Origin of the sequence: Allobosea sp. MMO-172 (assembly GCF_037147855.1) — a bacterium.
In the GTDB taxonomy this organism is placed as follows: Bacteria; Pseudomonadota; Alphaproteobacteria; order Rhizobiales; family Beijerinckiaceae; genus Allobosea.
On the sequence record NZ_JBBCUM010000033.1, the window covers coordinates 1 to 13,256 of the forward strand.

Sequence of the window (13,256 nt, forward strand, 5' to 3'; positions counted from 1 at the left end):
GGCTGTGCAACCCAAACCAGCTCCGCCGCGCCGCCTCCTGACCGCCACAGCTCATCAAGGGGTCAATATTGGACGCCGATCGGGGGGCAACATTGCGCGCCGTTTGACAGCCCCTGCGCTTGGGGATTGACTCATCCCCCAAGATTGTTCTCATTATGTTCCTCTTTCGAGGACACAAGCCATGTCAGCTCAGCCAGCCGACCAGCATGTTGAAGATGCGTCGTTGGACGCCGAAATTGGCGGCATCGTCTCGATGCTCATGGAGGAGCACGGTTCGGAGAGTGCCGCGCTGCGGGCACTTGCGCACGACTTCATCGTACTGCTAGCGGACGCAGACCGCTCGGTTTCGCGGGGCTACCTGCGCGGCCTGTTTTCGCAGGGCGCGCGGCCAGTCGCGGTGCAAAAGCCATGATGGCCGCCAGCATCCAGATGCGCCCCGCCGCCATCGGCGCGCCGGTCCAGCTCAAGCTGCACTTGCAGAAAGCATGCACTTGCACGCAATCGCTAGCGTTGGATCAGTTTCTGAAAGGCTTCACCGGCCGGTGTTGGTGGGTTTTCGTCAGGTGCTTGGCCAGGCAGGGGCCGAAACAGCGCTGTTAGGATAATAGCGCGCTCTTCGTCTTTCAGACCAACTTCGCCGCGAAGCGCTAGATAGGTATCCAGCATTGATTGTCGGTGTTGAGCATCGGCGCGTAGGGTCATGTTGTCGACAATTGAACGGGCAACGAACCGCAGCACCCACGCAGCTCCGATGACGCAAAGACTGATTAGGACGAGCTTTTGCGTGGGGTACGCGGAGCGTGTGAGTATCTCAAATGGTCCTGGGTCGAGCTCAGGCAGCGCACGAGAAAGGACCGCCCACACGACTAGACCGGTACCCAATCCCATGACGATGAAACTAGCCAGCATCCAATAAAGATGGCCTACCGTGCGCTTTCTCCAAAGGTTCGTGCTGGCCTCGAAACGGATTGCGTCGGAGAGTTGATCTTTCAGATTTTCGATCTCGGTAAAACGTTCGAGTCGAAAAGAATCCCAGCGCCGTTCGATACTATGCATCAAATCGCGGTGCATACTCTGTATTTTATCCAAACGCTCCATCTCCGCGTCTAGTGCAGTTCTTGTTGCATTCAATTCACGAAGTGCATCTATAGTTAGATCTTTTTGTTCTGCTAACAGAGCTGTGATCTCGATATAGGCAACGGTGACGCGAGGGTCCGATAGGACGCTCACTGGCTCACCATTAACTGTGAGGGAGCGCGCCAAATGCCGAAAACTAATTATATTCCGCGTGACGAACGTTATTGCGGCCAAACAGAACCAACCATTCCCTTTGATGAACGGCAATTGCATTGCAACCGCCTCGGGGTGGATGACTGGAATTGATCGCTCTACTATCCAAGCTCCGTCAGGCGCCTCCGAGACGGAAGGAGCTGGCTGTGTCTCGATGCCTCGACGAAGGACGTGGATCGCAGCGCGGACCTGATCACGATCCTCCTGCTTGGAGATAGCCCCCTCGATAGCGCTCAGCAACGCATTCCAGGCGTTCGCCTGTTCGTTTGCCAGATATCGCGCCTCCGATTGTCGATCGTTCGACACCCCAACACGATGATTGGTCAGAAGGGACAGGAACTCTCGCTTCGCCGACTTGTCTTCGTTAGCTGCGAACGCCGTCATGATAAGCTTTCCCCCCACCTTCACGCTGCTTGCGAGCCGGTGGGGCGGCAAGGTGCTAGATTCGAACTTCCACAACTTCCGGCTCTAGATCGCGGCGGCCAAGTAGCTTGAACGGCCCTCGCAGCTGATTCCGCAGAGGTGGACTTGTATGATCGACTTGCGCGCGATTACCCTGATTTGGGAGGGCCAGCATCATGGCGGATGTGGTCAGGATCGGATCAGGAGTGCCGCGCATTCCGATCCGTCGAGCCGATGACCTGACCGAGCGGATCGAGACGCTTAAGAACGAAGCGATCACTCGGGGTTTTGGCACACTCGCCTACTTTCTCGATATCGCGCTCATAGAGGCCAAACTTCAGGAGCAGCATATCGTCGCCGACTCCTCTATCGCTCAAGCCGATCCAGACGAGCTTTGGCTCCCGGTCAAGGGGCGGGATTGATGGCTGAGCCGAGCGAGCTGCCCGAAATCGATCTTGACGTGGCCGATGTGAAGCGGATTGCGCTGACGACCGATCCGCGGGGCGAGACGATGATCAGCTTCGAGATGGCCAGCGGCCAGGTGATGAACCTCGTCTTCTCGCCGGAGACGTTCGCGAAGCTCGAAGCGCTGATGGCCAAGGCCAATGAGGCACAGGCCCAAGCTTCGCCGATCCAGTAGGACAGCAGCCAAGCGGGCGGCAGCGAGGGGCGCGCCGTGTCAGCTGGGCTTCGATACAATATGTTAGAGGAAGCGCGCTGATCGACGTCGCTGACGTCAAATGACTTCTCGATGCAGTAGTGTGCCCTCCCGCCTCATTCTAAGCGGGCGCACACAGGTGACTGATGGCACAGACACTATCCACTGCTTCCGCTCTTGCGGCATTCATTGCTGCCGGGCTTTGGCTTTGGGCTTCGCTGGTTGTTAAGCCCCCCCTGACGCCGAAGCCGGACGAACGTTGGTCCCACTGCCAGATCATCAGCGACGATCTGAAAACCGGTAAACAGATCGAATGGGGGCGGACCGGTCGGTGGCAATCCCGCATCAATGCAGCCGCTGCATTCTTCGCAGCAGTAGCCGCGGCTCTGCAAGGCGTACTCATCTGGCCCTAGAAATCCACCACGCTGCGAAGTGCTGGTCTAGCAGGCCGTTTCAATGAAGTTTCCTGCATCCATGGTTTGATCTGGTGATCTGGAGTAGCTCATGTGCGGACGGTTCAGCCAAGCCTACACCTGGGGCGAGATCTATGCCTTCAGCCAGCCATTGTCCGAACCGGAATCACCAGCGCGCAATCAGCAGGCCCGCTATAACATTGGCCCGACGACCACGATCGACGTCATCGTGAAAGCGCCCGCCGGCCGCGAAATCTGGAAGGCGCGCTGGGGCCTGATCCCGCCTTGGCACAAGGGGACCGCGAAGCAGATCAAGCCGCACATCAACTCGCGCATCGAGGGCGTGGACACGAACGGCCTGTTCAAGCGCGCCTACGTCAAGAACCGCTGCATCATCCCAGCGAGCGGCTTCTACGAATGGACGGGCGACGACAAAAACAAGACGCCACATTTCATCAGTGCGAAGGACGGCGCGATCCTCGCTTTCGCAGGCATCTGGGAGCGCTGGCGCGACGAGAACGGCGAGGAGATCATCAGCGCCAGCATCATCACTCGCGATGCCGATCCGTGGATGTCCAAGATCCACCACCGCATGCCGGCGATGCTGCACCCCACCGATTTCGAAGGGTGGCTGGACGGCTCCGCCGGCAAGGAGGTGCTGATGCGTTCACCGCCGGACCTACGCGAGTGGATCGTCGATCAGAGGATAAACAAGACCGGCGTGGGCGACGACGATCCGGCGACGGCCGCGCCGGCCGAACTGGAAATGGTCAACCCTTCTATCTTACCAGCGACACAACAAGAGCTGCTCTAATGCTCTTTCAACATTATTGCTCGCGGCGTGAAGTAATTTTGTCCAATTAGCGGCTACCCCTGAGTGCGCGAGCATCACGATATCTCATGATTGGAAACCAATATTCATTTAAAAATTCGTAGCATTTCGAATTTATCGACAGCTCAATGTTTATCTGTCGAGGATTACGTCCTAGCATCCTAGCAATTTCACCTTTTATAGATTGAATGTTCGGAACAGAAATTCCGAAAGCCGTACCATATACGACTCGAGACGCGCTATTGGGGACGCTCATGAGATCCATATTCATCGAACCATAAGAGAAACCTAGAAACACAAGCACCTCAGCTTCGGCAATCTGTTGCCGCACCTCTTTGACTGTTTCGTGATCATCTTCGAATCGTTCAGTGAAGGTTCGTATTCCTGCCGCCAGATTCAGAAGGTTAGTTCTCTGAGGGTTTGTCGATGCACCATAGGAGACATTGAACGCTGGACCAGCCATCCAAGGTAGTTTCCCTATCCTCCCATACGGATGGATAATACGTAACCTATTAACGATTGCTCTTGAGTGATCTTCTTGCAGATCAAAATATCTCTGCAGAGCATGTAGTAGGTAATGCTCAATACATCTATCGTAATTAAAGCAAATTATAGATACATTATCAAATATTGTATCTACTTTATTTCTAGGGACATTTTCATGCAGCATCTTGCAAAAAACATTAATCCAACTCTTGGAAGATTTTCTTAAGTCGATCTCACCTCCATCAGCGATGGCAATTGAACTAGAACCTTCAGATGCCAAAATCTCGTACGCAATGCCTAATTTGCCCATAAACACAATATCTTCATCGTCCGATCTATTGTTCAGATAATTGTCGATTGATATCGCGCTTTCCATGTTAGCTGATATCTTACGTCCCGCGAGCAACAATTTATTTAAGTCGGAGCCTCCGCCATCTATTCTATTTTGTAATGCCTGCAGAATTTCTTTGCTACCGTTAGTTTGAGTGTATCCATCACGGAATAAGATGTTAAGTCCCGATGCGATCTTTGAGGTTAGCTGTGTCCCCATCGGCAGACCAAACTCGGTGCTAGCTCCAGCCCCCACGACGAAAACGGTTCTACTCTTGAACATGCGCTCTCCGATGAGATAGGCCCTCTTCCCCGCTAGCATCTATCCTGAGCTGCTGAGCGAAGGAAATACTCAGACATAGCAGGATATCGACCAATCCTTCCCCTCTAAATCGTGGACAATGCCGCAGTGAGCCCCGAGAAATAGCGCGCTTTCGGAGCGCTATCCACTAAGCAATTGTTTTGAAACAGATAATGGATTTGAGTGAGAGCGATAATTACGGGGTTGTAGGGTGCGTGAATTTCGCTCCCAGATGCGAAACTGAAATGGCTGGCAACTCGAAATGTCGAGCGCCTAATCTTAATGTCTAAACTGCGAACTCAAGCTACCAAACCACTCCCGGTCGCAAGCGCCGTGCCCGCCATGGTCGCGACATGCCCCGCCGCGACCCCAAATCTAAACACCCAAAGTACCGCATCAGCATCCCCGACAACGTCTCGCCGCATGTGAAGCTCGTCTTCGCCGAGATGCAGCGGCAAAGCTTCACCTATGACGAAATGGCTTGGGTCTCGGGCGTGCAGCGCGCCGCGCTCAAGGCATGGCGTGTAAAGAACTATCCCAGCCTCACCAGCCTTGAAGCCGTCCTCGGCGCGCTCGGATACGACTTCGTCCCGGTCCCCCGTGCTGAAGCTCTCCCGCAAGACGTGATGGCCGAACTCAAGCCGGCCGCTGAGCGGTTGAAGATCACGCTCCCCGAGGCGACGCGGCTTCTCGTCGAGATCGTCAGCGGCATCCACGAGGGCTTTGCGACAGCCCCAGCCCGCCCAATCACAAAAACTCGCATCGCTTGCCCACCGAGCGGCAAGAAGCTTCGCGCGATGGGACCGCGCGCAGCGGCCTGACGGCTTTCCGTCTTCCGTCAGCCGTACGGGCGGGTGTCTTCCTCGGGCACCCGCCCATTTTCGCAAGGCGACTCGATCGAGCCTGTGCGCGCGTGCCGCCGCACCATGATTGACCTCGTCTCCAAGACCGCAACCGAGGAAAATCATGCTGATCGAACAGCGCAATGTGCTCCAAGCGAAGGTCGACTCCACGCGCCCGAAACGCGAGCATGCCGAGCACCTCGCGCGCCTAATCGCCGGCTATGCAACCACGATCGCAGCGGCTTGCGCGACCGTCGGATCGAGCAACCGCCCAGAAGATAACCTTGCTGCGGCGAACGGCCTGATCGGCAACATCAAAGCCGCTCTCACCGAGCTTGATGGCCTGGTCCCTGAAATCAAAGCGGCATGGGAGGCTTGATCGTGATCGATATTAGCTCACCCGACTTCGATATCGATGCGATCAATCTAAACACCATCGCTACCGCAGATATCGCGCCGCTGCGGAAGCGGCATACCGACGCGGATTTGCGTGCTTGGGGCAAGCTTCACCTTGCGGCTCGCAAGAATGCCGAGCTCGCTGAAGCCGCAGCGCGCGATAGAGACCCGATCGTCATTGCGGCTCGCCGTGCCGCTGCTTCCACCGCTCAGGCCGTGAGCGCTGCCGCCAAGCACGCACAGGCGGCAGAGGTACGGCGCTGCACCCTGATAATGGCGCGAGCCCCCCACGGCTGGCGCGAGGAAGCTCTCGCCGCCATCAAAGCCGGCCATAGCCTCGAAACGTTCAATGCGTCCCTTCCGGGCGAGCTTCGAGGTTTCATGGCTCCGCTGGACGTGTTCGTCGCGGAATTTGATCGCGCTGAGAAGGCCAAGGTCGCCCCGAGCCAGAGGGCGAGCACGACGGCCGAGGCCGAAGCCGCTGCCCAATCCGTCCTGAGCGCTTATCGCGCCGCCAACCCCTGATCCGGACAATCATCATGAATTTCATCACGAAGCGCTTCGGCGCAAAGAGGGCGCTCGCCTCGAGTACCATCGCCGCCGAGATGGCGACCATTAGCGGAGGCCTCGCCAAGGCTAAGACGCGCCTTCCGGAAGTTGAGGACACCCTCGCGAATCCGGCCGCCCTGACCGATAGTGATCACGAAGCGGCAGAGTTGGAATGCGCCGCGCTCAAGCGCGGTATCGCGCGCATGCAGGCGCAGCTTTCTGAGCTTCAGACAGCATTCACCAAGGCGCAGGCTGGCGAACGGCTTGTCGATCTGAAGGCTCGCGCCGAAGCTCTCCGTCGTCGGGTCGATAGCGACATCCCGAAGGCGCTCGATCGGTATGAGCGCGCCGGGCGGGAAGTCGCTGCAGCGGTCGCGGCTTACGACGAGGTCGCAACCGCCGTCGACGCCATGAACGCAGAACTTCGTCGCGCTGGCCTTCCTGACATCGAGACCCCGCATCGCCGCTTTCGCTGTATTCCCGGCAGTGTGACGCCTGAGCGGCGCGAAAAGCGGAAGAAGTGGGTCCGCAGGGTGCGTGTCCCCGTTTACGACGCCGACGGCAAGCCCACCGGTTGGCGTGAAGAGTATCAGGAGTCGGCAGGCATCGTCTTCTCGCTTAAGGACGGTAAGCACGTTCCGAACGATCCGTCGCTCTTCGAGGTCGATTACGAGCACGTCGAGCCCGAGCGGCGTGGTGACGACGTGTGGCTCCCGTCGCTCTCGCACAATGTCTCGCTCCCGTCCGCTCAGGCTGGCAGCGAACAGCTTTGGCCTCGGAAACGCTGATGCGCGCGCCCGTTCTCTCGATCCCCCTGACGTTTCCGATTGGCGGTGACCGCCCCATCGCAACCTTGAACCTGCGAAAGCCCAGTCGAGCAGATGTCGTTGCGATCCGTCGCATGAACATGCGCGATCCCGAGCAGGTGCTCGGGATGGTCGCTCGGCTATGCGGCATCCCACGATCGGCCGCGGACGAGATCGATATGGCCGATCTCTCAGTCCTGCGCGACCGCCTTTCCGCATTTCTCGGCGAAGCCCGCTGACTTCCTCGCAAAGGAAATCCCATGAGTACCGATCTCCGTGAGAGCGTATCAGTCACCCTCCGTTTCCCGGTCTCCGTCGACGCCGTCACGCACACGACCCTGACGATGCGCCGCCCAAAGATGAAGGACAGTCTCGCTGCAACGAAGGCGCCCGGCACGCCCTTCGAGCGCGATATCTTCCTGTTCGCCCGTCTCTGCGACGTGGCGCCCAACGTGATCGAAGAACTCGACGAACTCGACGCAGGAGAACTTGCCGACCAGCTTGAAGCCTTCCGGAGGAAATGAGGATGTCTCGGGCCTTCAGTGTAGCGGTCAACATCGGCGGCAAGGTCAATTCCAGCCTAACCGCAGCCGTCAAAACCGCGACGTCTTCGATCTCGCGCCTCAGCGAAGCCGGCGCGCAAGGGGCTCGTAATCTGGGGCGTGTCTTTTCGTCTACGGAGAAGGCTGGCGCCCGTTCTCTCGCCCGCGTCGGCGCCGAGAGTACGAAGCTGTCCAAGTCGTTGAGCGGCTTCACGCATTGGGGCGATCGCTTTCAGCGTGAACTCGACAAGCTGAAGGTCGCCCCCCGCGAGTTTGTCCGGATCGAGAAATCATGGAACTCGATGCACCGGGCGTTGTCCACCGCCCCGCGCAATGCCGCTTTCCAGCTTGGGGCGATCAAGGCATGGGAGACCGACGTCCTGAAATCGCTTCGCCGCGTTGATCGCGAGCAGAAGCGAGTGAATGGCCGTCTTGGCGGCGCTCTCGGCGTCGCGGGCGGCGGCTATGCCGTGCAGCGTGTCGGTCGTGCCTCGATCAGGTTTGGCGCCGATTCCAAGCGGGAAGACTCCCGCGATTTCCTCGCCGGCCTGTCGCAATCCGAGAGCGAAAGGCTGCGGAAGGCATCGTTCGACTTGTCGGCGCGCTTCCCGGCGATCGACGCGACGACACTGCACGAACGCCTTCGCGACACAGCAATGGCGATGCGCGATGTCGGGAAGGCGATCGATTTCGGCGATACGCTCGCACAGTCTCAGGTCGTGCTTGAATCGCTCAAAGGCCGCGATGCTGCAGTTGACGAGGGACGGAAGTTCTTCAAGGGCCTCGATACCCTCGGTGTGATCGACCCGAAGCGGATGAAGACCCTGCTCGACGGCTGGACGAAGGCGCTGGGCGTCGAAGGCGCCGATCTCGACATGGGCGGCTTCCTCGCCATGGTTCGCCAATCCCGCTCCGCAGGCGCGAACCTCTCCGATCGGTTCCTCATGCTGCTCGCGCCCCAACTGGCGCAGGACATGGGCGACGCGCAGTTGGGCACGTCTCTCGCTTCCGGTTTGTCGCAAGTCGTTGGTGGCCGTGCGACCAAGGAGTCGAAAGCGCTTCAGACGAAATACGGCCTGCGCGATGCCAAGGGGCGTTTTCTCGACGAATCGACCTTCCTGAGCGATCCGTTTGCCTATCTGACAAAGACGGCACTGCCTGCGCTCGCCAAAAAAGGCGTCAACACGGGTGACGACAAGGCGCTCGTCTCTCTATTCCAGAAGCTGCTTTCGAACCGCACCGTCTCCGATCTTTTCACAAAGATGGCGACGCAGCGCGAGCAGTACGAGTCGAAGATCGCGGCATACGAGAAAGCACCCGGCCTCGCGGGCTCCGACAAGCTGATGAAGGACGACCCGTTCGTCGCGTGGTCGGGCTTCACGTCGCAGATGAACAATCTCGTCACGTCGTTGACGAGCCCGCTCATGCCGGCCGCGACGAGCGCCCTCAACGGCTTGTCTTCCGGCATTGCGGGACTCGCCAAATCCCTTTCGGAGAACAAGAACGTTGCTGCAACAGCCGGGATTGGCGCGGGAGCGGCAGGCGTAGCCGGGGCTGGCTGGCTGTCATGGCGTGGTGCGAAGGCGGCCGGCGAATGGCTCGGGCTCAGCAGCGCGAAGGAAGTCGGCGCTCGACTTCCGTTCGAAGCCGCAACGAAGGCAGGTCCGTCCGCGATCGGCTCGATCGCGAAGACACTCGGCTTCGGTGCCGCAATGCTCGGGGTCAATGCTGGCGTGAAGGCAGCGACGGGACGCGACCCGCTTGCAGAGGCGAGCGGCCTCATCACCAGAGTGAAGGGTGGCGCCCTCACGGCAGAGGATACCGCCAACGTGAAAGCATCTCAGGACGCCTTGCGGAAGGCGCTCGGGCTGGAGAGCTTCTTCAACTGGATCGAAGGCAAAGGAAAGCCGAAGACCTTTGACGGCGTGTATGCGCGCGATTTTACCCTCGGTTCGAAGGGCGGCTTTTCGCGCACGGGGACGGTAACCCCGCCGAGCCGGATTGGACACATGTCAAACTGGGATGCGAAGGCTGTAGCGCCCGGGCCGATCGGGAAGAGCGTCGACGTAGCCAAGAGCTTCGAAGAGCAGGTCGCGCGCATCACCGAGGCGGGCCGGTCTTCGGGATCGGGCTTCACATCGTCATTGAACGATGAGCTTCTGAAGGCTGAGAGTTCGGTGACGTCGCTCGTTCAGCGGCTCAAAAGCGCGCTCTCGTTCACCGTGTCCCCGACCGTGAGCCTCAAGATTGGCGGCGCTCCGAGCAGTGTTGACCTTGCTGGCGCTCGCGCGAGCGGCGGGCCGGTGAGCGCTGGCAAGACCTATCTCGTCGGCGAGCGAGGCCCTGAACTCTTCCGCGCGCCGGCCTCGGGCGAGATCGTGCCGAACCACAAACTGCGGTCGCTGTCGGCTCCCGAGAACATCGCACAGGCCACCGGGGGCGGAAGCGTCACGATCCACAAGGGCGGGCACACCATCAATCTAACCATCAACACGTCGGGCGACGCTCAGGAGATCGCTCGTGCGGCAGCGAAGGCGGTTCGTGATGTCATCGCGCGCGCCGAACTGGAGCAAAGCGGCCTCTTGAGTGACTGAGGCGCTGTGTTGTTGTGGTGTGCATTACAACAGCGCTCCAAACGCCGACCACTCTAACGACGCGCGTGATTAGCGAAAGACTCGCGCGCGTTGGAACCGTAGTCGGAACACTAAGCCATAACGGGCCAAATCGGCCGGCTCTGCCTAAGTGCTTGGTCATCAAAAATTCTGGCGTGGCGGAGCATGAGATCGCACGGATTGCCGAGTGACTGACTTGATCCCAGCGCGCTTTCTGGAATGCGCGAACTCGGCCTCCCTATGCGAGGCCGTCCCTAACTGCGAATGTAATGTGCATTACAAAATGGTATGTTACATGGAAATTCGACTGATGATCACGACGGAAAGAAGAGCAAAGCAGCGATACGTCGAAATTTTTCGAGAGAAAATTCATAGAGATATAGGCGATTAGTACAGCGCCCCTACAGCACGGCCCATCCGTTGAACGATAAGCCCTTGACTTTAAAAGCATCTTTACTTCAGTATTACCCATCCATCATCGGCGCCACGGAAAAGCGCCAGAAGTTCGCTGCGCGATCAGCTCCAGTTGTCGGGATTTCTGCGTTCAACTCTCGGCCTGCCGATGCCTGTTTGCGGTGATGCTTCGTCGCCAGATTGGCCGCTCTCGCCGTCAAACGGTGCCGAGACGGCGAAACTGCGGCGTATATGACGCAAATCGCCTCGGCGCGCGAGAGGCACAGCGAAAATCGGGCCCCCGACCCGCTGAAGCCCTGCCGAGGTAGACTATGGAACCGCGCCGCCGGGCTGCGGTTTGAGAGGTTGGAGGCTGCCTGTCGCAAGCCTTTCCCGAACGCGGCGGCGCCCGAAAGGCGGAGTAGCACATGGCCGAGGCTCCGCGGGTTTCGCGCCGCTCCCGCATGCGGCAGTTCTTCCGCATCGCCTTGCGCTACTGGCGCGGCAGGACGCGCTGGCAGGCCTGGGCCCTGACGATTGCGGTCCTGATCTTCATTGCCGCGCAGACCTCCGCCGCCGTCGGCATCAACCGCTGGAACCGCTGGTTCTTCGATGCTCTCGAAAAGCGCGATGTCGATGCCGTCTGGGCCACGACCAGCTGGCTGCCCTTCCTGCTGGCCGCATCGACCCTGTCGGTCTCCGGCCTCGTCGTCAGCCGCATGCTGCTGCAGGTGCGCTGGCGCGAGAACCTGACGCGCCGCCTTGCCGGCTGGTGGATCGCTGACCAGCGCTACTACCGGCTGGGCTTCCTGACCAAGACCATGACCGCGCCGGAATACCGCGTCGCCGAGGATACCCGGCTCGCGATCGAGCCCCTGGTCGAGCTCGCGATCGGCCTGATCACCGCCTTCGTCACGGCCGCGACCTTCGCCGCGATCCTCTGGCAAGTCGCCGGCTCGGCCGAGTTCACGCTGGGCGGAACCACGATCGTGATTCCCAGCTACATGGCTGTCGCGGCGGTGGTCTATGCCACGATCGCTTCGCTTGGCGCCTATCTGGCCGGTCGCCCGCTCGTCGCCCGCGTCGCCCACAAGAACGAGATGGAGGCGCAGTTCCGGGCCGAGATGACGCGACTGCGCGAGAATGCGGAGAGCATCGCGCTGATCAAGGGCGATGCCGATGAGCGCAACTCCGTCGGGGAGAATTACGGACGCGTCGTCGCGGCCTGGCTCCGGATCGTGCGCCAGCAAGGCGTCATCGCCTTGGTACTCAACACCAATGGTGCGCTGTTCCCGATCGTGCCGCTCTTATTGATTGCGCCGAAATACCTCGCCGGCGGCGTTACGCTTGGCGCGGTCGTGCAGGTCGTCGCGGCCTTCAGCGCCGTACAGGCCGCGCTGATCTGGTTCGTCGATAATTTCGTGCGGCTGGCAGAGTGGTTCGCCTCGGTCACCCGCGTCGACGAGCTGGTGGAGGAGCTGGAGGCGCTGGATATCGGCTCGATCATGGAAAAGGACGAGCAGATCGCACTCGGCGAAAGCGAGGACGACGCGATCCATCTCGAGAACCTGTCCATCGCCCACAGCAACGGCCGCGTCGTCGTGGCCGATGCCACCGTCACCATCGCACAAGGCGCGAAGGCGCTGATCGCGGGCGAGAGCGGCTCCGGCAAGAGCACGCTGATCCGGGCGCTCGCCGGCATCTGGCCCTGGGGCTCGGGCTCGATCCGCGTGCCGTCCGGCCAGACCATCGCCTTCGTGCCGCAGAAGCCCTACCTGCCGAAGGGCACCCTGCGCAGCATCCTGCTCTATCCGGATTCAGACCGTGCCGTGCCGGACGAGGCGGTCACCGTGGCGTTGCAGCGCTGCGGGCTGGGCTATCTCGCCAAAAAGCTGGATCTGGAGGACGAGGACTGGGACCGCATCCTCTCCGGCGGCGAGCGCCAGCGCGTCGCCTTCACGCGCCTGCTGTTGCAGAAGCCCGACATCATCGTGATGGACGAGGCGACCTCGGCGCTCGACGAGGAGAGCCAGGCCTCGCTGCTCAGCCTGTTCGATGACGAGCTCGCGCAGGCGACGCTGATCAGCGTCGGCCACCGTCCGGGGCTTGAGGATTACCACGACCAGAAGATCACGCTGGAGCGCCGGCCGGCTGGTGCGCATATGACGTCGCGACGCCTGCGCAAATCGCTGTGGCGGCTGTTCAGGAGCCGGAGCGCCGCCAATGAGGACGAGCGCCCGGAGGCCTGACCAAAGGCAATGAGGCGGCGCTCGAGGGAGCGCCGCCCGTCGCTCGTTACCGTTTTGCGCGAGCGACGATCTGCGTCGGGTTGACGAAGCGGAGCGCGATGACGAGCCAGATCAGGGTGGTGACCATGTAGATCACCGCCATGGCGTCGATCGAC

At 60.0% G+C, this 13,256-nt stretch carries 14 protein-coding genes and 1 pseudogene; 12 read left to right on the forward strand and 3 right to left on the reverse strand.

The features are described 5' to 3' along the window. Positions 1-181: 181 nt before the first annotated feature. Entirely contained in the window at positions 182-412 is a 231-nt protein-coding gene (locus tag WFK61_RS25750) for a hypothetical protein (RefSeq protein ID WP_336814901.1), read from the forward strand. Between the two features lie 92 nt (positions 413-504). On the opposite strand, the gene WFK61_RS25755 is transcribed toward WFK61_RS25750, so the two are convergent. After that, positions 505-1,674: a DUF6161 domain-containing protein gene (locus WFK61_RS25755; protein WP_336814902.1), complete on the reverse strand. Its 1,170-nt coding sequence runs from the start codon at positions 1,672-1,674 to the stop codon at positions 505-507. Between the two features lie 194 nt (positions 1,675-1,868). Here WFK61_RS25755 and WFK61_RS25760 point away from each other — a divergent pair, with 194 nt between their 5' ends. From WFK61_RS25760 to WFK61_RS25770, 3 genes are all read left to right on the forward strand, one after another. Continuing rightward, a complete protein-coding gene (locus tag WFK61_RS25760) occupies positions 1,869-2,114 on the forward strand; it encodes a hypothetical protein (RefSeq protein ID WP_336814903.1) in 246 nt (81 codons plus the stop codon). Beyond that, complete coding sequence (locus WFK61_RS25765) at positions 2,114-2,332, forward strand: hypothetical protein (protein WP_336814904.1); 219 nt, start codon at positions 2,114-2,116, stop codon at positions 2,330-2,332. Before WFK61_RS25760 ends, WFK61_RS25765 begins: the two co-directional genes overlap by 1 nt. Positions 2,333-2,854: 522 nt before the next feature. After that, positions 2,855-3,577 carry an SOS response-associated peptidase gene (locus WFK61_RS25770; RefSeq protein ID WP_336814905.1) on the forward strand — a complete coding sequence of 241 codons (723 nt, stop codon included), beginning with the start codon at positions 2,855-2,857 and terminating at the stop codon, positions 3,575-3,577. A gap of 46 nt (positions 3,578-3,623) precedes the next feature. Here WFK61_RS25770 and WFK61_RS25775 read toward each other — a convergent pair whose 3' ends face one another. After that, a complete protein-coding gene (locus WFK61_RS25775) occupies positions 3,624-4,694 on the reverse strand; it encodes a hypothetical protein (RefSeq protein ID WP_336814906.1) in 1,071 nt (356 codons plus the stop codon). A gap of 371 nt (positions 4,695-5,065) precedes the next feature. Between WFK61_RS25775 and WFK61_RS25780 the strand changes: the two genes are divergently transcribed. From WFK61_RS25780 to WFK61_RS25815, 8 genes are all read left to right on the forward strand, one after another. Beyond that, entirely contained in the window at positions 5,066-5,533 is a 468-nt protein-coding gene (locus WFK61_RS25780; RefSeq protein WP_336814907.1) for a hypothetical protein, read from the forward strand. Positions 5,534-5,678: 145 nt separating this feature from the next. Continuing rightward, the gene (locus tag WFK61_RS25785) at positions 5,679-5,933 is read left to right on the forward strand and encodes a hypothetical protein (protein ID WP_336814908.1); all 255 of its coding nucleotides are present in this window, start codon (positions 5,679-5,681) and stop codon (positions 5,931-5,933) included. Further along, the gene (locus tag WFK61_RS25790) at positions 5,930-6,475 is read left to right on the forward strand and encodes a hypothetical protein (protein WP_336814909.1); all 546 of its coding nucleotides are present in this window, start codon (positions 5,930-5,932) and stop codon (positions 6,473-6,475) included. Before WFK61_RS25785 ends, WFK61_RS25790 begins: the two co-directional genes overlap by 4 nt. A gap of 14 nt (positions 6,476-6,489) precedes the next feature. Then, positions 6,490-7,287, forward strand: a complete 798-nt coding sequence (locus tag WFK61_RS25795) for a hypothetical protein (RefSeq protein ID WP_336814910.1) — start codon at positions 6,490-6,492, stop codon at positions 7,285-7,287. After that, on the forward strand, positions 7,287-7,544 hold the full coding sequence (locus WFK61_RS25800) for a phage tail assembly protein (RefSeq protein ID WP_336814911.1): 258 nt from the start codon (positions 7,287-7,289) through the stop codon (positions 7,542-7,544). Before WFK61_RS25795 ends, WFK61_RS25800 begins: the two co-directional genes overlap by 1 nt. Before the next feature lie 21 nt (positions 7,545-7,565). Then, positions 7,566-7,829 (forward strand): phage tail assembly protein, encoded by a 264-nt coding sequence (locus tag WFK61_RS25805; RefSeq protein ID WP_336814912.1) that lies wholly within the window; start codon positions 7,566-7,568, stop codon positions 7,827-7,829. A gap of 2 nt (positions 7,830-7,831) precedes the next feature. Next, positions 7,832-10,441: a hypothetical protein gene (locus WFK61_RS25810; protein WP_336814913.1), complete on the forward strand. Its 2,610-nt coding sequence runs from the start codon at positions 7,832-7,834 to the stop codon at positions 10,439-10,441. Between the two features lie 839 nt (positions 10,442-11,280). Beyond that, positions 11,281-13,101, forward strand: a complete 1,821-nt coding sequence (locus WFK61_RS25815; RefSeq protein ID WP_336814914.1) for an ABC transporter ATP-binding protein/permease — start codon at positions 11,281-11,283, stop codon at positions 13,099-13,101. A 46-nt stretch (positions 13,102-13,147) separates the two neighbouring features. Here the strand turns inward: WFK61_RS25815 and WFK61_RS25820 are convergent. Next, positions 13,148-13,256, reverse strand: a pseudogene (locus tag WFK61_RS25820) (ABC transporter permease); the annotation flags it as partial.

What these genes read in the sequence shown, in the direction of transcription:
- WFK61_RS25750 (WP_336814901.1), top strand. Translation starts at nt 182, where the DNA reads ATGTCAGCTCAGCCAGCCGACCAGCATGTTGAAGATGCGTCGTTGGAC.
- WFK61_RS25755 (WP_336814902.1), bottom strand. Translation starts at nt 1,674, where the DNA reads ATGACGGCGTTCGCAGCTAACGAAGACAAGTCGGCGAAGCGAGAGTTC.
- WFK61_RS25760 (WP_336814903.1), top strand. Translation starts at nt 1,869, where the DNA reads ATGGCGGATGTGGTCAGGATCGGATCAGGAGTGCCGCGCATTCCGATC.
- WFK61_RS25765 (WP_336814904.1), top strand. Translation starts at nt 2,114, where the DNA reads ATGGCTGAGCCGAGCGAGCTGCCCGAAATCGATCTTGACGTGGCCGAT.
- WFK61_RS25770 (WP_336814905.1), top strand. Translation starts at nt 2,855, where the DNA reads ATGTGCGGACGGTTCAGCCAAGCCTACACCTGGGGCGAGATCTATGCC.
- WFK61_RS25775 (WP_336814906.1), bottom strand. Translation starts at nt 4,694, where the DNA reads ATGTTCAAGAGTAGAACCGTTTTCGTCGTGGGGGCTGGAGCTAGCACC.
- WFK61_RS25780 (WP_336814907.1), top strand. Translation starts at nt 5,066, where the DNA reads ATGCCCCGCCGCGACCCCAAATCTAAACACCCAAAGTACCGCATCAGC.
- WFK61_RS25785 (WP_336814908.1), top strand. Translation starts at nt 5,679, where the DNA reads ATGCTGATCGAACAGCGCAATGTGCTCCAAGCGAAGGTCGACTCCACG.
- WFK61_RS25795 (WP_336814910.1), top strand. Translation starts at nt 6,490, where the DNA reads ATGAATTTCATCACGAAGCGCTTCGGCGCAAAGAGGGCGCTCGCCTCG.
- WFK61_RS25800 (WP_336814911.1), top strand. Translation starts at nt 7,287, where the DNA reads ATGCGCGCGCCCGTTCTCTCGATCCCCCTGACGTTTCCGATTGGCGGT.
- WFK61_RS25805 (WP_336814912.1), top strand. Translation starts at nt 7,566, where the DNA reads ATGAGTACCGATCTCCGTGAGAGCGTATCAGTCACCCTCCGTTTCCCG.
- WFK61_RS25810 (WP_336814913.1), top strand. Translation starts at nt 7,832, where the DNA reads ATGTCTCGGGCCTTCAGTGTAGCGGTCAACATCGGCGGCAAGGTCAAT.
- WFK61_RS25815 (WP_336814914.1), top strand. Translation starts at nt 11,281, where the DNA reads ATGGCCGAGGCTCCGCGGGTTTCGCGCCGCTCCCGCATGCGGCAGTTC.